The 22,885-nt window shown below is 54.2% G+C and carries 23 protein-coding genes and 1 pseudogene; 6 read left to right on the plus strand and 18 right to left on the minus strand.

Features of this window, described 5'->3' with window-relative positions:
- Window positions 1–108: 108 nt before the first annotated feature.
- Entirely contained in the window at window positions 109–561 is a 453-nt protein-coding gene (yfbV, locus tag AC3Y5R_RS15325) for a terminus macrodomain insulation protein YfbV (RefSeq protein ID WP_158783674.1), read from the minus strand.
- A gap of 334 nt (window positions 562–895) precedes the next feature.
- Here yfbV and ackA point away from each other — a divergent pair, with 334 nt between their 5' ends.
- Window positions 896–2,098 carry an acetate kinase gene (ackA, locus tag AC3Y5R_RS15330; protein ID WP_489922062.1) on the plus strand — a complete coding sequence of 401 codons (1,203 nt, stop codon included), beginning with the start codon at window positions 896–898 and terminating at the stop codon, window positions 2,096–2,098.
- A gap of 89 nt (window positions 2,099–2,187) precedes the next feature.
- Window positions 2,188–4,335 (plus strand): phosphate acetyltransferase, encoded by a 2,148-nt coding sequence (pta, locus tag AC3Y5R_RS15335; protein WP_158783676.1) that lies wholly within the window; start codon window positions 2,188–2,190, stop codon window positions 4,333–4,335.
- 182 nt (window positions 4,336–4,517) lie between these two features.
- On the opposite strand, the gene yfcD is transcribed toward pta, so the two are convergent.
- On the minus strand, window positions 4,518–5,057 hold the full coding sequence (gene yfcD, locus AC3Y5R_RS15340) for an NUDIX hydrolase YfcD (protein WP_158783677.1): 540 nt from the start codon (window positions 5,055–5,057) through the stop codon (window positions 4,518–4,520).
- A gap of 93 nt (window positions 5,058–5,150) precedes the next feature.
- Complete coding sequence (yfcF, locus tag AC3Y5R_RS15345; RefSeq protein ID WP_489922063.1) at window positions 5,151–5,798, minus strand: glutathione transferase; 648 nt, start codon at window positions 5,796–5,798, stop codon at window positions 5,151–5,153.
- A gap of 239 nt (window positions 5,799–6,037) precedes the next feature.
- Between yfcF and AC3Y5R_RS15350 the strand changes: the two genes are divergently transcribed.
- Window positions 6,038–6,931, plus strand: a complete 894-nt coding sequence (locus AC3Y5R_RS15350) for a TIGR01777 family oxidoreductase (RefSeq protein WP_489922064.1) — start codon at window positions 6,038–6,040, stop codon at window positions 6,929–6,931.
- A 48-nt stretch (window positions 6,932–6,979) separates the two neighbouring features.
- On the plus strand, window positions 6,980–7,342 hold the full coding sequence (locus tag AC3Y5R_RS15355) for a hypothetical protein (protein ID WP_489922065.1): 363 nt from the start codon (window positions 6,980–6,982) through the stop codon (window positions 7,340–7,342).
- 49 nt (window positions 7,343–7,391) lie between these two features.
- Here the strand turns inward: AC3Y5R_RS15355 and hisP are convergent, their stop codons facing one another.
- From hisP to accD, 10 genes are all read right to left on the minus strand, one after another.
- The gene (hisP, locus tag AC3Y5R_RS15360; protein WP_489922066.1) at window positions 7,392–8,165 is read right to left on the minus strand and encodes a histidine ABC transporter ATP-binding protein HisP; all 774 of its coding nucleotides are present in this window, start codon (window positions 8,163–8,165) and stop codon (window positions 7,392–7,394) included.
- 8 nt (window positions 8,166–8,173) lie between these two features.
- Window positions 8,174–8,890, minus strand: coding sequence for an ABC transporter permease (locus AC3Y5R_RS15365; protein WP_489922067.1), 717 nt, complete (start codon window positions 8,888–8,890; stop codon window positions 8,174–8,176).
- Window positions 8,887–9,573 carry a histidine ABC transporter permease HisQ gene (locus AC3Y5R_RS15370; protein WP_158783683.1) on the minus strand — a complete coding sequence of 229 codons (687 nt, stop codon included), beginning with the start codon at window positions 9,571–9,573 and terminating at the stop codon, window positions 8,887–8,889. The genes AC3Y5R_RS15365 and AC3Y5R_RS15370 overlap by 4 nt, the downstream gene beginning before the upstream one ends.
- A gap of 102 nt (window positions 9,574–9,675) precedes the next feature.
- On the minus strand, window positions 9,676–10,458 hold the full coding sequence (gene argT, locus AC3Y5R_RS15375; RefSeq protein ID WP_158783684.1) for a lysine/arginine/ornithine ABC transporter substrate-binding protein ArgT: 783 nt from the start codon (window positions 10,456–10,458) through the stop codon (window positions 9,676–9,678).
- Window positions 10,459–10,743: 285 nt separating this feature from the next.
- The gene (locus AC3Y5R_RS15380; protein WP_489922068.1) at window positions 10,744–11,313 is read right to left on the minus strand and encodes a UbiX family flavin prenyltransferase; all 570 of its coding nucleotides are present in this window, start codon (window positions 11,311–11,313) and stop codon (window positions 10,744–10,746) included.
- A gap of 95 nt (window positions 11,314–11,408) precedes the next feature.
- Entirely contained in the window at window positions 11,409–12,926 is a 1,518-nt protein-coding gene (gene purF / locus AC3Y5R_RS15385) for an amidophosphoribosyltransferase (protein WP_158783686.1), read from the minus strand.
- Window positions 12,927–12,962: 36 nt separating this feature from the next.
- Window positions 12,963–13,448, minus strand: a complete 486-nt coding sequence (gene cvpA / locus AC3Y5R_RS15390; protein ID WP_489922141.1) for a colicin V production protein — start codon at window positions 13,446–13,448, stop codon at window positions 12,963–12,965.
- 336 nt (window positions 13,449–13,784) lie between these two features.
- Window positions 13,785–14,519, minus strand: a complete 735-nt coding sequence (gene dedD / locus AC3Y5R_RS15395; RefSeq protein ID WP_489922069.1) for a cell division protein DedD — start codon at window positions 14,517–14,519, stop codon at window positions 13,785–13,787.
- Window positions 14,509–15,771: a bifunctional tetrahydrofolate synthase/dihydrofolate synthase gene (gene folC / locus AC3Y5R_RS15400; RefSeq protein ID WP_489922070.1), complete on the minus strand. Its 1,263-nt coding sequence runs from the start codon at window positions 15,769–15,771 to the stop codon at window positions 14,509–14,511. The genes dedD and folC overlap by 11 nt, the downstream gene beginning before the upstream one ends.
- 63 nt (window positions 15,772–15,834) lie before the next feature.
- A complete protein-coding gene (accD, locus tag AC3Y5R_RS15405) occupies window positions 15,835–16,749 on the minus strand; it encodes an acetyl-CoA carboxylase, carboxyltransferase subunit beta (protein ID WP_489922071.1) in 915 nt (304 codons plus the stop codon).
- 280 nt (window positions 16,750–17,029) lie between these two features.
- Here accD and AC3Y5R_RS15410 point away from each other — a divergent pair.
- Window positions 17,030–17,668 (plus strand): annotated as a pseudogene (locus tag AC3Y5R_RS15410) (DUF8812 domain-containing protein).
- Between the two features lie 76 nt (window positions 17,669–17,744).
- Entirely contained in the window at window positions 17,745–18,023 is a 279-nt protein-coding gene (locus AC3Y5R_RS15415; RefSeq protein ID WP_489922072.1) for a hypothetical protein, read from the plus strand.
- A 105-nt stretch (window positions 18,024–18,128) separates the two neighbouring features.
- Here AC3Y5R_RS15415 and AC3Y5R_RS15420 read toward each other — a convergent pair whose 3' ends face one another.
- The 5 genes from AC3Y5R_RS15420 to AC3Y5R_RS15440 form a co-directional block, all read right to left on the minus strand.
- The gene (locus AC3Y5R_RS15420; protein WP_489922073.1) at window positions 18,129–18,791 is read right to left on the minus strand and encodes a DedA family protein; all 663 of its coding nucleotides are present in this window, start codon (window positions 18,789–18,791) and stop codon (window positions 18,129–18,131) included.
- Window positions 18,792–18,820: 29 nt separating this feature from the next.
- A complete protein-coding gene (gene truA, locus AC3Y5R_RS15425) occupies window positions 18,821–19,636 on the minus strand; it encodes a tRNA pseudouridine(38-40) synthase TruA (RefSeq protein ID WP_158783693.1) in 816 nt (271 codons plus the stop codon).
- Window positions 19,636–20,646: an aspartate-semialdehyde dehydrogenase gene (locus tag AC3Y5R_RS15430; RefSeq protein ID WP_489922074.1), complete on the minus strand. Its 1,011-nt coding sequence runs from the start codon at window positions 20,644–20,646 to the stop codon at window positions 19,636–19,638. Before AC3Y5R_RS15430 ends, truA begins: the two co-directional genes overlap by 1 nt.
- Before the next feature lie 194 nt (window positions 20,647–20,840).
- A complete protein-coding gene (gene pdxB, locus AC3Y5R_RS15435; RefSeq protein ID WP_489922075.1) occupies window positions 20,841–21,977 on the minus strand; it encodes a 4-phosphoerythronate dehydrogenase PdxB in 1,137 nt (378 codons plus the stop codon).
- Window positions 21,978–22,058: 81 nt separating this feature from the next.
- Window positions 22,059–22,847: an AraC family transcriptional regulator gene (locus AC3Y5R_RS15440; RefSeq protein WP_489922076.1), complete on the minus strand. Its 789-nt coding sequence runs from the start codon at window positions 22,845–22,847 to the stop codon at window positions 22,059–22,061.
- Window positions 22,848–22,885: the final 38 nt, after the last annotated feature.

Genomic DNA, 22,885 nt, shown 5'->3' on the forward strand with positions numbered 1-22,885 from the left:
GGGGGATGACGCAAGGATCGCATAACCAGCATTAACTCGGCACAGCAAACAAACGCTTCTTTGATTTAGACCGGGTTTTCACCTGTAAGCAGTGAGCCCCCGGATTGCTTACAGATCGTCGAGGAAGGTTTTATCCAACTGTTTAAAGGCCCGTTTCAGCACATCAGCCAGCGACTGATAGGTCGGCTTACCTTCCACCGGGGCCAGCGCCTGGCCGGCAGCCAGCAGCTTTTCGCGCACGTCATGGAACCAGCTCAGCAGCGCAGGTGGCAAAGGAGTGACCGAGCGCTTGCCTAACCACCACAATCCCTGCATCGGCAGGCTGCAGGCAAACAGCGCGGTGGCCACTGCCGGACCCAGCTGCCCGCCCAGCGCGATTTGCCAGCTCATGGCAAATACGGCCAGCGGCGGCATAAAGCGAATGGCAAACCGGGTGGCTTTGCTGACCCGATTTTCCGGAAACATTGGGGCGAGGCGCTTATCGACAGGCCATGTCTTCATATAATGCTGTCCGTGCTGGAACAGTTTAAACCAACCGACAGTGCCGGATTCATTAGCCATGGCTGACCTCAACTTCGAAGATAAAAATTAAACTAAAAATGTAACTCAACAACTTTACCTTACATCTTTCAAAATATTTTGTCTTTAAGGGGCACACTGGTTATCCTGTGCGCGATTGTTGTCTGGGTGTTATGACCATGCTGCCAGTCTGATGGAGTGTGCTCCGGCAACACGGCAGAATTCAAAAAATCACAGCACTTTTATGAGATTTTTTTTGCTTTCGGACAAAATTTACCGACAGCATGATATTCATCATTAATGTACCAGCTTTCATGCGCTACGCTGATAGTCTGATTGAGTTTTTTTTCACCACTTTTAACCAATAGGACCTTCCATGTCGAGTAAGTTAGTTTTGGTTTTGAACTGCGGCAGTTCCTCCCTGAAATTTGCCATTATCGATCCGGCAAACGGTGAAGAATTCCTTTCCGGTTTAGCCGAATGTTTCCACCTACCTGAGGCACGGATCAAATGGAAACTTGAAGGCGCTAAGCAGGAAGCAGCACTGGGTGCTGGCGCAGCCCACAGCGAAGCACTTAACTTCATCGTTAAGTCTATCCTGGCACAAAAACCTGAACTGTCTGCACAAATCACTGCAATAGGTCATCGTATTGTTCACGGTGGTGAGAAGCTGACTAAGTCAGTCGTTATCAACCAGGAGATCATTCAGGGAATCAAAGACGCTTCTTCCTTCGCTCCTCTGCATAACCCGGCTCACCTGATCGGGATTGACGAAGCGATGAAGAACTTCCCGCATCTTTCTGACAAGAATGTCGCTGTTTTTGACACCGCTTTCCATCAGACTATGCCTGAAGAGTCTTATCTTTACGCTCTGCCATACCATCTTTACAAAGATCACGGCGTTCGCCGCTATGGCGCACACGGCACCAGCCACTATTACGTGACTCACGAAGCAGCCAGAATCATGAACAAGCCGCTGGATCAGCTGAATATCATCACCTGCCACCTCGGCAACGGCGGTTCCGTTTCGGCGATCCGTAACGGCGAGTGCGTGGATACTTCCATGGGTCTGACCCCGCTTGAAGGCCTGGTGATGGGTACCCGTTCCGGTGATATCGACCCGGCGATCATTTTCTTCCTGCATGACACGCTGGGAATGAGCGTTGATGCCATTAACAAAATGCTGACCAAAGAGTCCGGCCTGTTGGGCCTGACTGGCGTGACCAGCGATTGCCGTTATGTGGAAGATAACTACACCACCAAAGAGGACGCGAAGCGTGCTATGGATGTGTTCTGCCACCGCCTGGCGAAATACATCGGTTCTTACACTGCGCTGATGGACGGCCGTCTGGATGGCGTGATCTTCACTGGCGGTATCGGTGAGAACGCAGCCATGGTGCGTGAGCTGACCCTGGATAAACTGGCCCTGCTGGGCTTTGAAGTGGACCACGAGCGCAACCTGGCCGCCCGCTTCGGCAAATCCGGTTTTATCAATAAAGAAGGCACCCGACCGGCCCTGGTGATCCCAACCAACGAAGAATTGGTTATCGCCCAGGACGCCAGCCGTCTGACTGCTTAAGTAATGAACACCGCCAGCCCAGCTGGCGGTGTTGTTTTCCGACACCAAAACAGATAACCGATTGAAGGTTATGACCTGAGAGGTTTACCGTGTCCCGTACTATTATGCTTATCCCGACCGGCACCAGCGTCGGTCTTACCAGCATCAGCCTCGGCGTTATTCGCGCCATGGAACGCAAAGGCGTACGTCTGAGCGTGTTCAAACCCATCGCCCAGCCGCGTACTGGTGGCGATACGCCTGACCAGACCACCAATATCATCCGGAAGAACTCCTCGATTCCTGCCGCTGAACCGTTGCAGATGAGCCGGGTTGAGTCGCTGCTGGGCTCTAACCAGCAGGACGTGCTGATGGAGGAGATCATCGCGCGTTACCATGAGAATACTAAAGACGCTGAAGTGGTGCTGGTTGAAGGCTTAGTCCCGACCCGTAAACACCAGTTTGCCTCCGCGCTGAACTACGAAATTGCCAAAACGCTGAACGCGGAAATCGTCTTCGTGATGTCGCTGGGTAATGATTCCCCGGCGCAGCTGAAAGAGCGCATCGAGCTGACTCAAAGCAGCTTCGGCGGCAGCAAAAACAAAAACATCACCGGCGTGATCATCAACAAGCTGAACGCCCCGGTTGACGATCAGGGCCGCACCCGTCCGGATCTGTCAGAAATTTTCGATGACTCCACCAAGGCCAGCGTGGCAAATATCGATCCGAAGCAGCTGTTTGCTAACAGCCCGTTGCCGGTACTGGGCTGCGTGCCGTGGAGCTTCGAACTGATCGCCACCCGCGCCATTGATATGTGCCACCACCTGAATGCGGAAGTAATCAACGAAGGCGATATCGCGACCCGCCGCGTGAAGTCAGTCACCTTCTGTGCCCGCAGCCTGCCACATATGCTGGAACACTTCCGTCCTGGCTCGCTGCTGGTAACCTCGGCTGACCGTCCAGACGTGCTGGTTGCGGCCTGCCTGGCGGCGATGAACGGTGTGGAAATTGGTGCGATCCTGCTGACCGGTGGCTACAAAATTGATGAGCCAATTCGCAAGCTGTGCGAACGCGCCTTCGCCACCGGCCTGCCGGTCTTTATGGTGAAAACCAACACCTGGCAGACCTCCCTGAGCCTGCAGAGCTTCAACCTGGAAGTGCCGAGCGACGATACCCAGCGTATCGAGCGCGTGCAGGAGTACGTTGCCAGCCATATCGATTCCGAGTGGATCGAGTCGCTGACTGCTGCCTCCGAGCGCAGCCGCCGCCTGTCACCACCCGCCTTCCGCTATCAGCTGACCGAGCTGGCCCGCCAGGCAGGTAAACGTATCGTTCTGCCGGAAGGCGACGAGCCACGCACGGTGAAAGCCGCCGCCATCTGTGCCGAGCGCGGTATCGCCACCTGTATCCTGTTGGGTAACCCTGACGAAATCCAGCGTGTCGCCGCCGTTCAGGGCGTTGAGCTGGGCAAAGGGATTGAGATTGTCGATCCTGAAGTGGTGCGTGAAAATTACGTGGCCCGTCTGGTCGAGCTGCGTAAGAGCAAAGGCATGACCGAAGTGGTCGCGCAGGAGCAGCTGGAAGATAACGTGATGCTCGGTACCATGATGCTGGAGCGCGGTGAAGTGGACGGTCTGGTTTCCGGCGCGGTTCACACCACGGCTAACACCATTCGTCCGCCGCTGCAGCTGATCAAAACGGCACCAAACAGCTCGCTGGTCTCTTCCGTGTTCTTCATGCTGCTGCCAGAGCAGGTGCTGGTTTACGGTGACTGTGCGATCAACCCGGATCCAAACCCGGAACAGCTGGCCGAAATCGCTATCCAGTCCGCAGATTCCGCCACTGCCTTCGGCATCGAGCCGCGAGTGGCGATGATCTCCTACTCTACCGGTAACTCCGGCGCGGGTAGCGACGTGGAAAAAGTGCGTGAAGCCACCCGCATCGCGCAGGAAAAACGTCCTGACCTGGTGATTGACGGTCCTCTGCAGTACGACGCAGCGATCATGGCAGACGTAGCCAAATCCAAAGCGCCGAACTCGCCGGTTGCCGGTCGTGCCACCGTGTTCATTTTCCCGGATCTGAACACCGGTAATACCACCTACAAAGCGGTGCAGCGTTCAGCCGACCTGATCTCCATCGGGCCGATGCTGCAGGGTATGCGCAAGCCGGTCAACGACCTGTCACGCGGAGCGCTGGTTGACGATATCGTTTACACCATCGCCCTGACGGCTATTCAGTCTAAACAGGCTGAAGGTCAGTAAAACAGCCCGCTGTCAGTGACAGAAAAGGCCGCTTATGCGGCCTTTTTTATTTTAAGTAGAATTCCTCAACGCAATCACCGGGCCAGTTCAGTGAAATACCAGCTCTGACTGGGGTATATTACACGAAGCTCTTTCAATCTGTACCAGCTAAGTTGCGCGGAGAAGCCTTCTCTGCCGGTTATTTATGCCTGAGAAACAGCCGCTGAGCGGCCCTGCTCGTTATTACGGCTGAGCCACAGGGAGAGTGCCTTCAGCGAGTCATCGGTGAACTCATCACAACGTGCGGTGATCTCTTCCGGCGTCATCCAGAACACTTCATCCACTTCTTCTTCCTGCATGGCAAATGGCCCGTGCGAGACGCAGCTGAACAATCCACCCCAGACTCGGCAATGTTGATCTTCGAAGTAGAACACGCCGTGCTCCGCGAACGGCACATCAGCAATGCCCAGCTCTTCTTCCGCTTCACGGCGCGCAGATTCCAGCAGTTCCTCGCCGCTCTGCACCACGCCACCGGCAGTGGCATCCAGCATGCCCGGCATAAAGTCTTTTATTTCGGTGCGGCGCTGGACCAGAATTTTACCCATGCCATCGTGAACCACGATGTAGGTCGCGCGATGGCGCAAACATTGTGCCCGCATTTGCGCACGGCTGGACTGTGCAATAACCTCGTTATCTTCGCTAACGATATCCACCCACTCCGTGCCGCTGTCTTGCTCCACCATCCGTAACCCTTATATGTTCTGGCGCCTCAGCGCTCGTTTACCCTTGCCCGCACAGTGTGCCACGGGCCGTTGAAAAATTATAATCCCACGGTGTCATTCACAAGGTCTCTTAGAGGATTCTGACAGCCACAGCTGAACCGAAGCGCGCTGCCACTGGAAATGAGCATAGTCCGCCACGCTTTCCGGCACCGCATCGCCATGCAGCACCAGCCGGTTGATCATCACTGCCAGGTCGGTATCCGCAATGGACCACTCTCCAAACAGGTTCTGCTGGCCTGCAGACAGCAGGCGCTCAACGGCAGCAATAAGTTTAGCCGCAGAGTGCTGCGCCGCCTCACTAAGCGGGCCAAAAGTGTCTCCGGCGAACAGCACTTCCGTCGGGCGCTCCTCACGGATCGGCAGAAAATCGCTGCGCAGCCAGGCCTGTATCTCACGCGCTTTAGCCCGTTTTTTCAGATCCCGGGGATAGAGCCGCTCAAATTCCGGCGCGGGAAAACGCTCCTCCAGATACTCTTCTATCGCGGAGGATTCTGATAACAGGAAATCATCAACCTGCAGAGTGGGCACGCGGCGGGTCAGTGAAATCTGACTGTACGGCTGCGCCAGATGCTCCTGACTGGACAGGTCAATATGCTGCAGGGAAAAAGGCACCCCCTTTTCACTCAGGGCAACAAAAACGGACATCACATACGGACTGAAAAAACAGGCATCTGACCAGAGCGTAACATTGGGATAGTTCATCCTGTGTTCCTCACAAGGCGGTGTCTGCATCCTGTTTACCCACTTTTTGGCCGGAAGGCAATCTCTCTGAAGCACCCGGCAGACAATACAGAACAGCCTTCCGGGCAACGGCCTGAATCTGGCATCTCTGGCTTCACTGCAGGGTGAATCGATGCACTTCACAGCCTTTCCTGCGAACATCTTCTAAGCTGAATAGCGGGCTGTTGGCTTTTTTACTTCATCTCTTAAGGACAGACAACATGCACATTTTACTCACGGGCGGAACCGGCCTGATTGGCAGTCACCTTATTCCCCGCCTGCTACAGCGTGGCTTCCGGGTCAGCGTGGTCACCCGCGACGTGGTCAGCGCACGAAAAAAACTCGGCGACACGGTCAACCTGTGGTCAGGACTCGACCAGCAGCGAGATCTGGACGGGATCGATGCAGTGATCAATCTGGCAGGTGAACCGATCGCCGACAAACGCTGGACAGAGCACCAGAAACAACAGCTCTGTGAGAGCCGCTGGCAGATCACCGAGCGGCTGGCGGCGCTGATCAATGGCAGCACGTCACCTCCGGCCGTTTTTATCTCTGGTTCAGCCACGGGCTATTACGGTGATACCGGGGACCTGGCATTGACCGAGGACGATCCGGGGCATGAAGAGTTCACCCATACGCTCTGTGCCCATTGGGAAGCGTTAGCGCTGGCAGCAGAAAGTGAAAGAACGCGGGTTTGCCTGCTGCGAACCGGCGTTGTGCTGGCAAAGGAAGGCGGTGCATTGAGCAAAATGAAGCTGCCCTTTAAGCTTGGCATCGGCGGTCCCTTAGGCAGCGGCAAACAGTACATGCCCTGGATCCATCTGGACGATATGCTCAACGCCATTCTCTGGCTGCTGGACAACAAAAACCTGCGCGGCCCGTTCAATATGGTGGCACCGTATGCCGTGCGCAATGAACAGTTTGCCGCCACGCTGGGGCATGCCCTGCACCGTCCGGCCTTTATGCGCACGCCCGCCAGCGCCATCAAACTGATGATGGGCGAATCGTCGGTACTGGTACTCGGCGGTCAGCATGTGCTGCCCAGGCGGCTGGAGGAGTCAGGATTCACCTTCCGCTGGTATCAGCTGAATGAAGCGCTGGAAGATGTGATGTAAGCTCTGGCAGCGGGAGAGTTTCAAATCAGCTATCAGCAAGGCTTAATCATGAAAAAAGTAAATATCCTGGCCCTACTTTTCATTCTTACCGGATGTGTCGATCTTGATCAGGTCATACTGCATCCGGAACTGAAAACAGCTTATTTTAACGGGCATCCCCGCCAGATCGAAAACTGCCTGGACAGCGCAGCATTGAACAGGAATTTATCATTAAGGGAAGATGACCCTTTCTCGAATGGAGATAAACGATTTAATTTATTCAGAAAAGATGGCGAACATATCGCATCAATTGATGATCAGGCTTTTGGTAAAGATCAAACCAGCGTTAATTTTTATTACGTTCGCAACGACCCTGACGCATTTGCTTCAATAACTGCAATGATTGAGCAATGCAAAAAATCTCTCTACTGATCCTGAAGCAGCCAGGAGACTAATGGCTCGTCTCCTGGTGAAGGCGGGATTACTTCAATGCCCCGGAGAGGAACTGCTGCAGACGGGTGCTTTTCGGATTAGTAAACAACTCCTGCGGCGGCCCCTCTTCTTCAATTTTGCCCTGATGCAGGAAGATCACATGGTTGGAAACGTGGCGGGCAAACTCCATTTCGTGGGTCACCACCACCATGGTTTTGCCCTCTTCAGCCAGCTTCTGCATGATCCTCAGCACCTCACCCACCAGTTCCGGATCGAGAGCGGAGGTCGGTTCATCAAACAGCAGCACTTCAGGCTCCATTGCCAGCGCACGCGCGATGGAAACACGCTGCTGCTGTCCGCCTGACAGGTTCACCGGATATTTAGCGCGGGCACGTTCATCAATCCCCACCTTATCCAGATAGCGGATTGCCCGCTCCTGCGCTTCCGCCTTGCTCAGGCCCAGCACCTGAATTGGCGCTTCCATCACGTTCTGCAGCACCGTCATATGGCTCCACAGATTGAAGTGCTGGAACACCATCGTCAGGCTGGTGCGCAGCGCACGCAGCTGCTCCTTATTGGAGACCTTCAGCTGGCCGTCGGTATCGCGCACCAGATTGATCATCTGGTTGTTGACGGCGATGGTGCCTTCGCTCGGTTTTTCCAGGAAGTTAATACAGCGCAGGAAGGTACTTTTACCTGAACCGGAAGAACCGATAATGCTGATCACATCCCCGGCATTCGCCTGAAGTGATACGCCCTTCAGCACCTCATGCTCGCCATAGCGTTTATGCAGTTCGGTGACGCTTAATTTGTTTTCAGCCATAATTTTGCTCAATGGGTTGATGAAGGTTTAACGTGCTTCAGCCAGCGTTTTTCCGCTTTGCGGAACAGACTAATCAACACATACGAGATAATCAGATACAGCACGGCCGCGATACCAAAAGCGGTAAACGGCTGATAAGTGGCGGAATTGATATCACGCGCAACTTTCAGCAGATCCGGCACCGTCGCGGTAAAGGCCAGTGCGGTGGAATGCAGCATCAGGATCACTTCATTGCTGTAAGCTGGCAGCGCGGTGCGCAGTGCCGAAGGCATAATGATGCAGCGGTACAGTTTAAAGGTGGAGAAACCATAGGCGCGAGCGGCTTCAATCTCACCGTGGGGAACCGCACGGATCGCACCCGCGAACATTTCTGTGGTATAGGCGCAGGTGTTAAGCGTTAATGCCAGCAGCGTACAGTTTAGCCCGCTGCGGAAAAAGACATTCAGCAACTCGTTGCCTTTCACCACTTCCAGCGTGTACATACCGGAATAAAACACTAACAGCTGCACATACAGTGGCGTACCGCGAAAGACATAAGTGAACAGCCACACCGGGAAACTCACGGCTTTGATTGATGAGACGCGCGCAATGGACAGCAGCACCGCCATGCAGCCACCCAGCACAACGGAGATGATCAGCAGCCACAGCGTGATCGCCACGCCGGAAAAGCGGTAACCGTCGGTCCACAGCAGGGCTTTCCAGTATTCCTGAATAATATCGATCATAAGTCAGCCCTTCTTACACCCACAGAGTAACGGCGCGTTAACCACCACAGCACCCCGTTGGAGAGCGTGGTAAAAATCAGGTAAATCACCCCGGCTACAATGGCGAAGTAGAACGGCTGCCAGGTACTTTTTCCCGCCAGCTGCGTTGCTTTCACCACGTCTTCCAATCCCAGCAGCGAAACCAACGCGGTGGCTTTCAGGATCACCTGCCAGTTATTGCCAATGCCCGGCAGCGCATAACGCATCATGCCCGGGAACAGGATCCGGCGAAAAGTCTGTGAGGAGGAGAAGCCGAAGGCGGTGGCGGCCTCAATCTGCCCTTTTGGCACGGCCATATAAGCCCCGCGGAAGGTTTCAGTGAAGTAAGCACCGTAAATAAAACCGAGCGTGATGATGCCCGCGACCATCGGATCAATATCAAACTGATCGAAGCCGAGCATATCAGTAATCTGATTCAGGGCGATCTGCAACCCGTAGAAAATCAGCAGCATCAGCACCAGATCGGGTACGCCGCGGATCAGGGTGGTGTAGCCTTCAAAAATCAGTGCCAGCGTGCGATTGCTGGAAAGTTTGGCCCCGGCGCCAATTAAACCAAGGATCACGGCCAGCAGCACGGAGCTGAGTGCCAGCTCCAGAGTCACCATCGCGCCTTTAAAAATTACTTCCGAATATCCATACAGCATAGGGTGTTCCTGTCCTGGTATTAACTTGGTGTTTTATCCGCCTGTAGCGTACAAAACGGGGGCCGCCGTCTGCAGACTGGCTGGCCCCCATGACAGGTATTGTTAACCGCCGTACACGTCAAAGTCGAAATATTTTTTCGCTAACTTGTTGTAAGTCCCATCTTTACGCATGGAATCGAACGCTTTATCGATAGCTGCTTTCAGGTCAGCATCATCTTTACGCATGCCCATACCGGTGCCAACACCGAAGATTTTGTCATCTTTCACTGACGGACCAGCGAAAGCGTACTCTTTACCGGCTGGCTGCTTCAGGAAACCTTCGCTGGCGGCGACTTCGTCCTGGAATGCCGCGTCAATACGGCCCGCGGCCAAATCCTGATACACCAGGTCCTGGTTAGCATAAGGGGTGATAGTGATGCCCTGTGGACGCCAGTACTGATTGGCGTAGGTTTCCTGCACGGTACCCTGCAGCAGACCGATGGTTTTGCCTTTCAGCGATTCCACCGTCGGCTGAATTTTTGATCCTTTCGGCGCAATCAGACGGGAGTTAGCCGCGTACAGTTTCTCAGAGAAGGCGATCTCTTCCTGGCGCTTTTCAGTGATCGACAACGAAGAGATGATCGCGTCGATTTTTTTCGCTTTCAGGGAAGGGATCAGCGCATCAAAGTCGCTTTCCACATAGGTGCATTTGGTCTCGATACGCTTACAGATCTCGTTCGCCAGATCGATATCAAAACCAACCAGCTGCCCCTGAGCATTCTTCGATTCAAACGGGGCATAGGTCGGATCGGTACCGATACGCAGCGTTTTTGGCACGGCGGCAAAAGCGCTACCGGCGCTGGTCAAAGCCAGCAGCAGAGAAAGAGCCAGGACCTGCTTTTTCATAGATTACCCTCGAGTTTGGTCTTTTATTATTCAGTCGTGATGTGTGTTTAGCGCAGTAACAGCAAATGTCATGTGCAGATTTCGTGCCACTTTTACATCTGCCTGCCCCATCTCAGCGCTTACGGGCCTGTCCGCCTTTACCGGGCGCAAACACCCGGCAGGCGTGGGAATATATAGCAGGTTTAAAGTAACAAAGTGGTAACAATGTCGCATTTTGGTGCATGGCATGCACGAAAAGCGATTCAGCACCAATTGACGCACTATTTTGGTGCGATTAAGGGTGGGTTATGCACCTTGCCAGCGCGTAAAGAGATCTTTGTCGAGTTCAATATCAAACTGATCGAGGACGCGATTAACGGTCTGATCGACTATGTCCATCACGTTTTGCGGGCGATGATAAAAGGCCGGAACCGGCGGCATGATGATGGCGCCAAGCTCGGCAGCGGTGGTCATCATCCGCAGATGACCAACATGGAGGGGAGTTTCACGCACGCACAGCACCAACCTGCGGCGCTCTTTCAGGATCACATCTGCCGCGCGGGTCAGCAGCCCGTCGCTGTAGCTGTGCACAATGCCGGAAAGGGTTTTCATTGAACAGGGCAGGATTGCCATGCCATCGGTTTTGAAAGAGCCGGAGGATATACTGGCCGCTATATCGCGCACGTCATGGACCACATCGGCCAGCGCATTCACTTCCCGCACCGTGTAGTCGCTCTCCAGCGCCAGCGTCTGACGCGCAGCCTGACTCATCACCAGATGGGTTTCCACCCCGCTCAGCTGCTGCAAAACCTGCAGAGCACGCACGCCATAAATCACGCCGCTGGCGCCTGAGATACCGATTATGAGTCGTTTCATAATACTCCTTCGCTGTTTCTGTCCTGCCCTGGCAGAAATAAAAATGGGCCGGAATCGCTTCCAGCCCATCATACCTGCTGACACACTTCAGGGCATCAGCCTTCGTTGTGCATTTCCAGGTTTTCCACTTCATTCTGCCGGGCCAGCGCTTTGGCATCGTCATTACGCAGCGACTGGAGGTACTCCAGATATTGCTGGTCAACGTCTTTGGTGACGTAAACGCCGTTGAACACCGAGCATTCGAACTGGGCGATATCCGGATTCTCTTCGCGTACCGCTTCGATCAGGTCGTTGAGATCCTGGAAAATCAGCGCGTCGGCTCCAATCAGCTGGCGGATCTCTTCCACTTCACGGCCGTGAGCAATCAGCTCGGTGGCGCTTGGCATATCAATGCCATAGACGTTCGGGAAGCGAATTTCCGGAGCCGCAGAGGCCAGATACACTTTCTTCGCCCCGGCTTCACGGGCCATTTCGATGATCTGCTCGCATGTGGTCCCGCGAACGATGGAGTCATCGACCAGCAGCACGTTCTTGTCACGGAACTCGGCGCGGTTAGCGTTCAGCTTGCGGCGAACCGCGCTGCGGCGCTGGTGCTGACCAGGCATGATAAAGGTGCGGCCAACGTAGCGGTTTTTCACAAACCCCTGCCGGTATGGCTTGTCCAGAATGCGGGCCATTTCCAGCGCGATATCACAGGAAGTTTCCGGGATAGGGATCACCACATCGATATCCAGATCTTCCCACTCGCGTGCGATTTTCTCACCCAGCTTGGTGCCCATACGCACTCGCGCACTGTAGACGGAAATTTTGTCCAGGAATGAATCCGGGCGGGCAAAATAGACGTACTCGAACAGGCACGGGTTGAATTTCGGGTTCTCTGCACACTGACGGGTAAACAGCTGACCTTTCTCGGTGACGTAAACTGCTTCGCCCGGTGCGACATCACGCAGGAATTCAAAACCAAGCGTATCCAGCGCCACGCTCTCGGAAGCCACCATATATTCGGTGCGGCCGTCAGCCAGGGAACGTTTGCCGATCACCAGCGGGCGGATGCCGTTAGGATCGCGGAAGGCAACCAGCCCGTGGCCGATAATCATCGCCACGCAGGCGTAAGCGCCACGCACGTGCTGATGCACCGCTGCCACAGCGGCAAAAATGTTCTCGGCTTCCAGCGGATAGTGCTGGAAACGGTCCACTTCAGACGCGAAGATATTGAGCAGAATTTCAGAGTCGGAAGTGGTGTTAACGTGACGACGACCGGTTTCGAACAGCGCTTTACGCAGCTCGTGGGCATTGGTCAGGTTGCCGTTATGAGCCAGAGTGATACCGTAAGGGGAATTCACATAAAAGGGCTGGGCTTCAGAAGCACTGGAGCTTCCTGCCGTGGGGTAGCGGACGTGGCCGATCCCCATATTGCCCTGCAGACGTTGCATATGGCGGGCTTCAAATACATCGCTGACCAGGCCGTTGGCTTTACGCAAACGGAAGCAATTCAATGCATCAATGGTAACGATGCCTGCGGCATCCTGCCCACGGTGCTGGAGCACCGTTAACGCGTCATAAATCGACTGGTTGACCGGTGAAAAACCGGCGATCCCGACAATACCGCACATATTGACATTTCCTCATAAGCCGCAACCCCGGTTCGATTACCGGGGCAAAAAACTCGACGTGCTTTTCAGGTAGTCGAAAAACCACCTGATGATGTAACTGAACTGGGGAACCAGCTGAGACTGTTGCCAGTCCGGGCTTTTGGAAAAGCCGGTGAAAGTATCGAGGAAAAACAGAATGGCTGACACAATCAGCACGCCACGTAATGCCCCGAAACAGACTCCCAGCACTCTGTCGGTACCCGACAGGCCGGTTTTTTCAACCAGCGAACCAATCACGTAGTTAACGATCGCCCCGACTAACAGCGTGGCAATGAATAACACCGCAATGGCGATTCCATTTCGAACCAGTTCGTCTTCAAAACCTGTGAACCAGACGGCAAGGAAGGAGTAGTAATGACTGGCGACAAAAAATGCGCAACCCCAGGTGACGAGGGATAAAGCTTCCCGAACAAACCCGCGGATCAGGCTGACAAGAGCCGAAAAACCAATAACCGCAATAATGACGTAATCTATCCAGACCATGAACTCTTCCAGCAACAATGCCCTTAAGATCGCCTCTTTCTGTAACAGCACTATCTCCATGCAACAGAGGGAGACGAGCCTTAAGTTCGGGGCGAATTCTAACAGAAAAAGAAAACGTTTGCGTAGGGTTTTCCTTTGCCAGTTTAATTAAAACAAAATGCAAAAAAAATCAGCAATTACGCGCCCTGGCAGCCGGTACAGCACCTGCACTGACCGTCCGAAGCAATTGGCTGATTTACTTCAGATAACCGGCCAGAACGATAAATGATGACCCTCGTTATGGCCGGGGACAACGCAGCCAGAAAAGGCTCTGGCTGTTGCATTAATAGAGACAACCTACCGGGCGCTGTAAGGTTTAACCACCCCGCCTAGCCCTGAAATGCCTTTCAGTTCGCTGACTGCTGCCTGCATCTTCGCTTTGGAAGCATCCGGCCCGACGTAGATGCGGGTAATTTGTCCCTGTACCGGCGTGGAAGGCACGGTGAAAGCACGGTAGCCTGACAGGCGCAGCTGTGCGACGACTTCATTGACCTTAGCGGCATTTTTCAACGCCCCCAACTGAACAACATAGGCCTGACCGGCTGGCGCACTCTCCTGCTGAGCAGGCTGCGTTTGCTGCGGTTCCGGCTTCGGTTTTTCAACCGTTTTTTCTGCCGGCTTCGGCTGAGGTTTTGGCGTTTCAACAGGCTTTGGCTTTTCAACCGGTTTAGGTTTCTCTGCCGGCTTCTGCTGCTGCGGCCTGGAAGGCTGCATGGGCGGCGGAGCCACGACGGTAGGGTGATTAGCCGACTGAGGCGCGGTGGAACCGCTCTCTGCCTGGGAAGTATTGCCACCATCCTGCCCTGTCACTGCGGTACTGGCCCCTTCTGGCGGCTGGGCTGGCAGCGACTGGGTCACCGGCGGCACCATATCCGTTTCCTGCTGGTCGCCCGGTTTTGGCACCAGCGGAATAGCAGCAAACTCTTCTTTGTAATGCTTTTTCTTACCGTCCAGCAAGCCAGGCAGAATAATCACGCCCAGCGCCACGATAATGACGGTCCCGACTAAACGGTTTTGAAACTTACTTGCCACTGCCGTTCTCCGTTTGCATCGTTTCCATTACGTGTGCCACGGTGTGGAACGAACCACACACCAGCACAGTGTCCTGAGCCTGCGCCTGCTGGCAGGCATGATTAAATGCTTCTGGCACGCTGGAGAACGCCTCTGCCGTCGGCAGATGCGCCATCAGCTCACCCGCACTGGCACCCCGCGGGCCTTCCAGCGGCGCACAGTACCAGCAGTCAACTTCAGGGGCCAGGCAGGCCAGGGTTCCGGCAATATCTTTGTCATGCAGCATGCCGACTACGGCGTGCACTTTGCCGGTTGTTGGCAGCTCGCTCAGTTTCCCGGCAAGATAGGCCGCAGCATGAGGGTTATGAGCCACATCCAGGATTATCCGGGGAGCTTCTGCAACAGTCTGAAAACGACCGGGCAAAACAGCCTTATCCAGCCAGCCGTAAATTACCGCCGGGTCCACTTTCAGGGAGGAGGCGCGCAACGCAGCCAGCGCAGTGGCTGCATTAGGCAAAGGAACCTGCGGCAGCGGAAGCGCCGCCAGAGTGCCCTGCCCGTCGCTGAACGACCAGTCGTTGTCACCCACGGTGAATGACCAGTCGCGACCACGCTTCAGGAGGGTTGCCCCCAACGTATCGGCCACTTCAGCGATGGTTTCCGGCATTTCAGGCTCGCCCACTACCGCAGGTTTGCCACCACGGAACACCCCGGCTTTCTCGCGCCCGATACTTTCCCGGTCCGGCCCCAGCCAGTCGGTGTGGTCCAGCGCAATGCTGGTGACCACGGCGACATCCGCATCAACAATATTGGTGGCATCCAGCCTTCCACCCAGACCCACTTCGAGGATCACCACATCCAGCGCGGCGCGTTTAAACAGCCACAGCGCGGAAAGCGTGCTGTATTCAAAATAGGTCAGAGAGGTGTCACCGCGTCCGGCTTCAATATCAGCAAACGAGGCGGTATGGTCGGCTTCAGCCAGCTCTTCGCCCTGAATGCGCACCCGTTCGGTATAGCGCAGCAGATGAGGCGAGCTGTAGACGCCAACCCGATAGCCCGCCGCCATCAGCAGCGTTTCAAGGGTCCGGCAGGTGGTGCCTTTGCCGTTGGTACCGGCGACGGTGAAAACGACAGGTGCGGGAGTTAACAGGTCGAGCCGTGTAGCCACGCGCTGCACGCGAGCCAGCCCAAGTTCGATAGCTTGAGTGTGGAGATTCTCAAGATAATGAAGCCACGTGACCAGAGGCGACGTGGCTTGAGGAAGATTATCCATTTGTCCCGTTCACAACGTTACGGTTCATTAGTGAAAGGAGCTTGCGCTCCTTTCCATCATCAGTCAGGCCTCATGGCTCTGTGGGGCTTCATCTGCCGCCGCTTCTGTCAGGCTGTCTTCCTGCGGCTCCGGCAGATTCATCATCTTCGCCAGAATGGTTGCCAGCTTGAAGCGCATCACCGGACGGCGCACGATCATATCGATAGCGCCCTTCTCGATCAGGAACTCACTGCGCTGGAAGCCAGGTGGCAGCTTTTCACGCACGGTCTGCTCGATAACACGTGGACCGGCAAAGCCAATCAGCGCTTTCGGCTCGGCGATGTTCAGGTCGCCCAGCATGGCGAAGCTGGCTGACACTCCGCCCATGGTCGGATCGGTCAGCACGGAGATATATGGCAGACCGCGCTCCTGCATTTTCGCCAGTGCGGCGCTGGTTTTCGCCATCTGCATCAGCGACATCAGCGCTTCCTGCATACGCGCACCGCCGGATGCGGAGAAGCAGATCATCGGGCAGTTGTCTTCCAGGGCCTGTTCAACCGCACGCACAAAGCGCGCACCTACCACGGAACCCATTGAGCCACCCATAAAGGAGAACTCAAACGCTGCGGCAACGACTGGCATACCGTGCAGCGTGCCTTTCATTACGATCAGCGCGTCTTTCTCGTCGGTCTCTTTCTGGGCTGCTAACAGACGATCTTTGTATTTCTTGGAATCCCGGAACTTGAGCAAATCTTTCGGCTCCAGCTCGCTGCCCAGCTCAACCAGTGAGCCTTCATCCAGCAGACTGTGCAGACGTTCACGACCGTGCATACGCATGTGGTAATCGCATTTCGGGCAAACTTCCAGATTACGTTCCAGCTCGGCGCGGTACAGGACCTGGCCGCAGCTGTCGCATTTGGTCCAGACCCCTTCAGGGATACTGGCTTTGCGCGAGGGGGTGATTGTGCTCTTATTGAGAATTCGTTCAATCCAGCTCATTGATGACCTGTTATGTTGTTTATTGTGCTAAATCAGTTACTTAACACAGATTATCGCCTGAGAAACAGGCAACATTACACCATAATATACAACTTCACGCTACCTGTTCATTGTTGTGTTATCACAACCTTTTAAATGACGCTAATCGCCACAGCATAAGGGTTTAGCATCAGATCCTGTGTTTGTGATCCTCTTCGCCAATACCCTTTACTTAAATATGGATATATAAAAGCTGAACATTTAAAGTAAGGCTGGTCACCATAATAGGGAGATTGAGAAAATGCTGGAACCTAAAAAAGGATTGTTAACGTTCAGGGCAGAAGGTAATGATTTTAAATCGAGCCAAGACTACTCAAGGAAAATACACTGGCCTGGCGTGGGCTCTTCATGTGGCAATAATGCATCTGGCGTGACTATTGGCAGGGGATTTGATCTGGGAAAAAGAACAAAAATCAGTTCTCTGATGATTTTACAAAGAGCGCAAATAAGCGCAGAACAGTCTGAACTTATTGCAAACGGGTCTGGGATGAAAGGATGTTCAGCTTATCAATTTGTTAAAAAGAATCGAGATAGAATCGCAGAAATAACAGAACTACAACAGCTCACTCTTTTTAATATCACCTATTCTGAAATGGAAAAAGATGTAGAAAGAATATGTAAGAAAAGAGATGTAATCAAAACATACCATCCAATTCCAGATACGTCTCCAGAAATAGCATGGAAAAACATTCCTGAAATAATAAAAGAAGTCCTTATCGATTTATGATATCGTGGTGATTATACACCGGATAGCAGAGCGCTGATTCAACGTGCCGCCTATGCGGGAGATATCCGGGAGTTCAGGAAAGTTTTATCAGACAAATCACTTTGGCTAAGAGTTCCTAATGACAGATTTATCAGAAGGATGAATTCACTATGAAAAAAACGATCCAATATGTTATTTTTCACTGTTTAATTTATTCAGCAGGGGGCACGCTGCCTTTACTGAACCAGAAATGAGCCAGTTACAGGCTATCAATGACAATTCAGAAAAAGAAATGAAAAACAGTTTAAATTCGCTAAATGAGACCATTGAAAAAATAACAACAGACATGCCGGAGCGAAAAAGTGAAATTCTGGATTTAAGTCTTTCATGGAATAAAACCATTGAGAAAAAATGTCAGGTAAAAATACACGATTCGCTTAACACTGATGCTGAAATAGCAGAAAGAAATGCATGTTTAACATCAGAATACGAATTGGAAAAAGAGTTCATGGAGAAAATCAATCTTTAATCCGCTCTCTGATACCCTTTGTATACTACATCAGCAGTATACAAAGGGCTTTTAGCGACTAAACGCCCGATATTCAGGCCCACCCGAAGGAGGTCTGGCGTAAAGTTACTGCGATTTCTGCTGCCGTGCTGCACGGCGGTGGCGTAAAACTTCCACCACGCCAGGCAGAACCGATACCAGAATAATCGCAATAATCAGGTAGTGAATGTTCTCCTGCACTGCTGGCAGGTTACCGAAGAAGTATCCGGCATACGAGAACAACAGCACCCAAAGCAGGCCGCCAGCCATGTTGAACAGCGCAAAATGGCGATAAGACATTTTGCCCATTCCGGCGACAAACGGCGCGAAGGTGCGAACAATTGGCACGAAGCGCGCCAGAATAATCGTTTTCCCACCGTGACGCTCGTAAAATTGATGCGTTTTATCGAGGTAGCTGCGACGGAAAATCTTCGAGTTCGGGTTGCTGAACAGTTTATCGCCAAACAACCGGCCAATAGTATAGTTCACCGCATCACCCAGAATGGCTGCCACGCACAACAGCACTACCATCACATGAACGTTCAGCGCACTGTCAGGAATGGCCGCCAGAGCACCGGCCACAAACAGCAGCGAATCGCCGGGCAGGAACGGCGTGACCACCAGCCCCGTTTCGCAAAACAGGATCAGGAACAAAATGGCATAAATCCAGACGCCGTACTGCGCAACCATCGCTTGTAAATGGACATCAATGTGCAGAATAAAATCGATTACGGTGTGAATCAGTTCCATATAAATTTCCTTGATACTCCAGGCCAGGTTTAATCCGCGAGGAACAGAGGCCCCATCGGCGGACGTGGTAAATCAAAATGGTCAGGATAATCGACGGCGACCAGATAAAGCCCTTCGGCTCTGGCGGTCGCTGCTGCCAGCGTGCGATCTTTTGCCGCCAGCAGCTCTGCCATCCAGCTCTCCTGCTGATTCCCACAGCCTATTTCCATCAGGCTGCCAACTATGTTGCGCACCATATGGTGCACGAAGGCATTGGCTTTGATATCCACCACCACGTAAGCACCAAGACGGCTGACGTTCAGGTGCATTACATTGCGCCAGGGCGTGCGCGACTGGCACTGCACGGCCCGGAATGAGGTAAAATCATTCTCACCCAGCAGAACCTGCCCGGCGCGCTGCATCTTTTCCGCATCCAGGGGATGGTAAAAGTGCGTAACGCCACCGTGCAGGATTGCTGGTCGCAGACGCCGGTTATAGATGACATATCGGTAACGCCGCGCGGTGGCGCTAAAACGAGCGTGAAACTCATCAGAAACTGACTTTACCCAGCGCACCGCAATGTCGTCCGGCAGGTTGGCATTCACTCCCAGAGTCCAGGCCGCATCTTTACGCTGCGAAGTGGTCTCGAAGTGCACCACCTGACCGGTGCCATGAACGCCAGCATCCGTTCGCCCGGCGCAGAACACGCTGACCGGATGATCGGCCACTTTCGACAGGGCTTTTTCCAGCTTTTCCTGCACGCTTCTGACTTCCTGCTGCCGCTGCCAGCCGTAATAACGGCTGCCATCGTATTCAATGCCGAGCGCCAGTTTAAAGGTCTGCTGCGGCAGGACTGCTTCGGACATCAGTAAAAATACTCCTGCACCAGCTTCTCAGCGGTTTTCACCGCCATCAGCGCGCCGCCAAAGCGAACATTGTCCGCCACTGACCAGAATTGCAGCATCTCCGGCATCCCATAATCGTTGCGCACGCAGCCAAGGCTGAGCTGCACGTTGCCGGAAGCATCGCCAACCTGAGTTGGATAGTCATCTTCAGCAGACAGGGCAATGTCTTCCGCCTGCATCAGCGCTTCTCGTGCTTCTTCAGCCGACATCGGACGAAGATTTTCGATATGCACAATCTGCGCGTTGCCGTAGAACACCGGAGCCTGAACAGTGGTCACGGTAATTGGCAGACCTTCGTCCTGCAGCACTTTGCGCACCTGATCAATCAGCCGACGCTCCTGCAGTACGCTGCCTTCAGCATCCGCCAGCAGCGGCAGCATATTGAAGGCCAGCTGACGACCAAAATAAGTCTCTTCAGCAGGCAGACCGTTCAGCAGACGGGCACTCTCACCCGCCAGAGAATCAACCGCGGCTTTGCCGTGGGCAGAGGCAGCAATCAGGCTGGTGACCTGCAAACGCCCCAGACCGGCCCGATCGACCAGCGGCTTGATGGCGCACAGCAGCTGACTGGTGACGCTGTCCGCCACGCTGATGATGTTGCGATTGCGGTAGTCAGCAAGCACCTGCGGATTAACATCCGGCACCACCAGCGGCACATCCGGCTCCAGCGCAAACAGGTCGCTGTTATCGATCACCAGGCAGCCCGCGTTTGCCGCTTCATCGGCGTAACGGGCCGAGGCTTCGCGCCCGGCAGCGAAGAACGCCAGCTGCACCTGAGACCAGTCAAACTGGCTGGCGTCGTTGACCATTAACGTTTTGCCTTCAAAACGCAGGTTTTCACCCGCGCTGCGTTCGCTCGCCAGCAAATACAGCTCACCAACCGGGAACTGGCGTTCCGCCAGCAGTTCCAGTACAGCTCCCCCTACTGCGCCTGTCGCGCCAAGTAGCGCAATGTTCCAGCCGTCAGACATGGTGGTTTACTCCAGACAATGACACAAAAACAGAAGGCGGTGAGGACACCGCCCGGGATTTAGAATTTTTCCCGTAATACACGGGGCAGAATCTCCTGGCATGGGCGGAATAAACGCCTCCCCTGCAGCAGAGGCGAACTCCTTCGCCCCACTTTATGGATATCTGAATTTAGCTTTCCTGCCTTATGACAACCTTAGGAAGCCGGCTGGAAAACGGCGTTGAAGCCAAGCTTAGCCAGCAGCGCAGCAGCCTGCTGCGAATCACAAATCACCTGCAGCGAGGACCATTCGCGACGTTCCAGATAATTCTTACGCAGCCGATCGAACTCACCCGCTATCGCCGCCACTTTTCGCAGTGGCGCATCATCACGGCGCACATCATACACCAGATGAACCACTCTTTTTAGCGTTGGCTGGTCCAGTTCGCCGTGCAACGTGACGCTGCCAAATTCCGGCGCGGGCAGCAGCGTATCAAGCGCGACCTGCTCCGGTTTGCCAAGGAATGCCGTCCAGGCTTCATAAACCTGAGTGGTGCCGCGCGCTTTACCTTCCAGCGTGTAACCCGCGATATGCGGGGTGGCAATGTCTACTTTCGCCAGCAGCGGCAAAGAAAGATCCGGTTCTGGTTCCCAGACATCCAGCACCACGCTAAGATCGCTGCGCTGCTCCAGCACCTTTAGCAGAGCGGCATTATCCACCACCGGACCCCGGCAGGCGTTAATCAGAATGGCGCCAGGTTTCAGAGCATTCAGCAGCGCTTCGTCTGCCAGATGCAGCGTTTTGTATTCACCCTGTTTAAAAAGCGGCGTGTGGAAGGTGAGGATATCGGCTTCGGCTACCAGCGTGGAGAGCGGCAGGAAATCCCCCTCATCACCGCGGTCGGCACGTGGAGGATCGCACAGCAAGGTACGGATGCCCAAAGCCTCCAGACGGGCCTGCAACCTGCCGCCCACGTTGCCCACGCCGACGATGCCTACGGTACGGTCTTTTAGCAGGAAACCATCACGCTCTGCCAGCAGCAGCAGAGAGGAGAAAACATACTCCACCACGGCGATGGCGTTGCAGCCTGGCGCGGCTGAGAAAGCAATTCCCTGTTCCTGCAGAAACGCCTCATCTATATGGTCGGTTCCGGCTGTGGCAGTGCCGACAAACTTCACCGGTTTTCCGCTCAGCAGCTCAGCGTTAACCTTAGTGACCGAGCGGACCATCAGACCGTCTGCTTCATCCAGCTCGCTCTGCGGAACCGGGCGGCCCGGCACGGCAACCACGTTACCGGTGCGGCTGAACAGCTCGCGGGCATAAGGCATATTTTCATCAACGAGGATTTTCACAATCTGTTTCCTGCGTAATAACAGTGAGGGGCGGTATTCTGCCACATTCCGGCAGCCCGGATAACCCTGAGGTGCTGTCATTCAGACGTTAACCGACGCGCTGCGGCGATAACGCTCCGGCGTGGTGCCGGACTGCTGTTGAAACATCACGATCAGCGCCGAAGCGGAACTGTAGCCCAGCTCCAGCGCCACGTTCTTCACCGATTTACCCTGTTCCAGCAGCGAGATAGCATGCAAAAAACGCAGACGCTGCCGCCATTCGCTGAAGGTCATCCCCAGCTCGCTCTGGCAACGGCGTGACAGGGTGCGTTCGGTGGTGTAAACACGGGCAGCCCACTGCGCCAGCGTGGTATTATCGGCGGGATTTTGTTCCAGCGCCGTCAGCACCGGGGCCAGGATCTTGTCGCCAGAAATGGGCAGGTAGCTGTCCTGCACTTCCGCGCACTTCAGCTGATCCATCAGCACTTCGCACAACCGCCAGTCCGCCTCAGTTTCCGGCACTTCCACTTCACGGACTGCACAATCATCAATGATGGCCTGCACGATCGGGCTGACTTTAAGCAGGCAGGCACGCCGGGGCAAAGCATCACATAACGAAGCGGCAATATTAAGCGTACGGAAATGGGCCTGCTTGTGGTTATAGCTGGCGTGCTCCACTCCGGGCGGGATCCAGATAGGAATGGCCGTGGGCGTCAGCAGGCGTTCGTCGCCCACTCTCATCTCCAGCACATTGCACTGAACAAAGATTACCTGTCCCCAGCTGTGGGTATGGGGCAGAAACTCTGTTCTGGCGTTAGTCTGTTCATAGCGAAAGAAAAATTGCAGACTGTTTGCGTCATACGGAGAGAAGTAAGTTATCTGCTGGATCATTCTGTCCGGTCCGTGAAGATTTTTGTCTGATTATCGTT

The organism is Erwinia sp. 009765445, from assembly GCF_058137865.1.

What these genes read in the sequence shown, in the direction of transcription:
- yfbV (WP_158783674.1), bottom strand. Translation starts at nt 561, where the DNA reads ATGGCTAATGAATCCGGCACTGTCGGTTGGTTTAAACTGTTCCAGCAC.
- AC3Y5R_RS15380 (WP_489922068.1), bottom strand. Translation starts at nt 11,313, where the DNA reads ATGAAACGACTCATAATCGGTATCTCAGGCGCCAGCGGCGTGATTTAT.
- AC3Y5R_RS15355 (WP_489922065.1), top strand. Translation starts at nt 6,980, where the DNA reads ATGAAAAAAGTAAATATCCTGGCCCTACTTTTCATTCTTACCGGATGT.
- hisP (WP_489922066.1), bottom strand. Translation starts at nt 8,165, where the DNA reads ATGGCTGAAAACAAATTAAGCGTCACCGAACTGCATAAACGCTATGGC.
- ackA (WP_489922062.1), top strand. Translation starts at nt 896, where the DNA reads ATGTCGAGTAAGTTAGTTTTGGTTTTGAACTGCGGCAGTTCCTCCCTG.
- AC3Y5R_RS15415 (WP_489922072.1), top strand. Translation starts at nt 17,745, where the DNA reads ATGAGCCAGTTACAGGCTATCAATGACAATTCAGAAAAAGAAATGAAA.
- yfcF (WP_489922063.1), bottom strand. Translation starts at nt 5,798, where the DNA reads ATGAACTATCCCAATGTTACGCTCTGGTCAGATGCCTGTTTTTTCAGT.
- yfcD (WP_158783677.1), bottom strand. Translation starts at nt 5,057, where the DNA reads ATGGTGGAGCAAGACAGCGGCACGGAGTGGGTGGATATCGTTAGCGAA.
- AC3Y5R_RS15440 (WP_489922076.1), bottom strand. Translation starts at nt 22,847, where the DNA reads ATGATCCAGCAGATAACTTACTTCTCTCCGTATGACGCAAACAGTCTG.
- accD (WP_489922071.1), bottom strand. Translation starts at nt 16,749, where the DNA reads ATGAGCTGGATTGAACGAATTCTCAATAAGAGCACAATCACCCCCTCG.
- AC3Y5R_RS15430 (WP_489922074.1), bottom strand. Translation starts at nt 20,646, where the DNA reads ATGTCTGACGGCTGGAACATTGCGCTACTTGGCGCGACAGGCGCAGTA.
- AC3Y5R_RS15420 (WP_489922073.1), bottom strand. Translation starts at nt 18,791, where the DNA reads ATGGAACTGATTCACACCGTAATCGATTTTATTCTGCACATTGATGTC.
- purF (WP_158783686.1), bottom strand. Translation starts at nt 12,926, where the DNA reads ATGTGCGGTATTGTCGGGATCGCCGGTTTTTCACCGGTCAACCAGTCG.
- AC3Y5R_RS15365 (WP_489922067.1), bottom strand. Translation starts at nt 8,890, where the DNA reads ATGATCGATATTATTCAGGAATACTGGAAAGCCCTGCTGTGGACCGAC.
- argT (WP_158783684.1), bottom strand. Translation starts at nt 10,458, where the DNA reads ATGAAAAAGCAGGTCCTGGCTCTTTCTCTGCTGCTGGCTTTGACCAGC.
- folC (WP_489922070.1), bottom strand. Translation starts at nt 15,771, where the DNA reads ATGGATAATCTTCCTCAAGCCACGTCGCCTCTGGTCACGTGGCTTCAT.
- AC3Y5R_RS15350 (WP_489922064.1), top strand. Translation starts at nt 6,038, where the DNA reads ATGCACATTTTACTCACGGGCGGAACCGGCCTGATTGGCAGTCACCTT.
- AC3Y5R_RS15370 (WP_158783683.1), bottom strand. Translation starts at nt 9,573, where the DNA reads ATGCTGTATGGATATTCGGAAGTAATTTTTAAAGGCGCGATGGTGACT.
- cvpA (WP_489922141.1), bottom strand. Translation starts at nt 13,448, where the DNA reads ATGGTCTGGATAGATTACGTCATTATTGCGGTTATTGGTTTTTCGGCT.
- truA (WP_158783693.1), bottom strand. Translation starts at nt 19,636, where the DNA reads ATGTCCGAAGCAGTCCTGCCGCAGCAGACCTTTAAACTGGCGCTCGGC.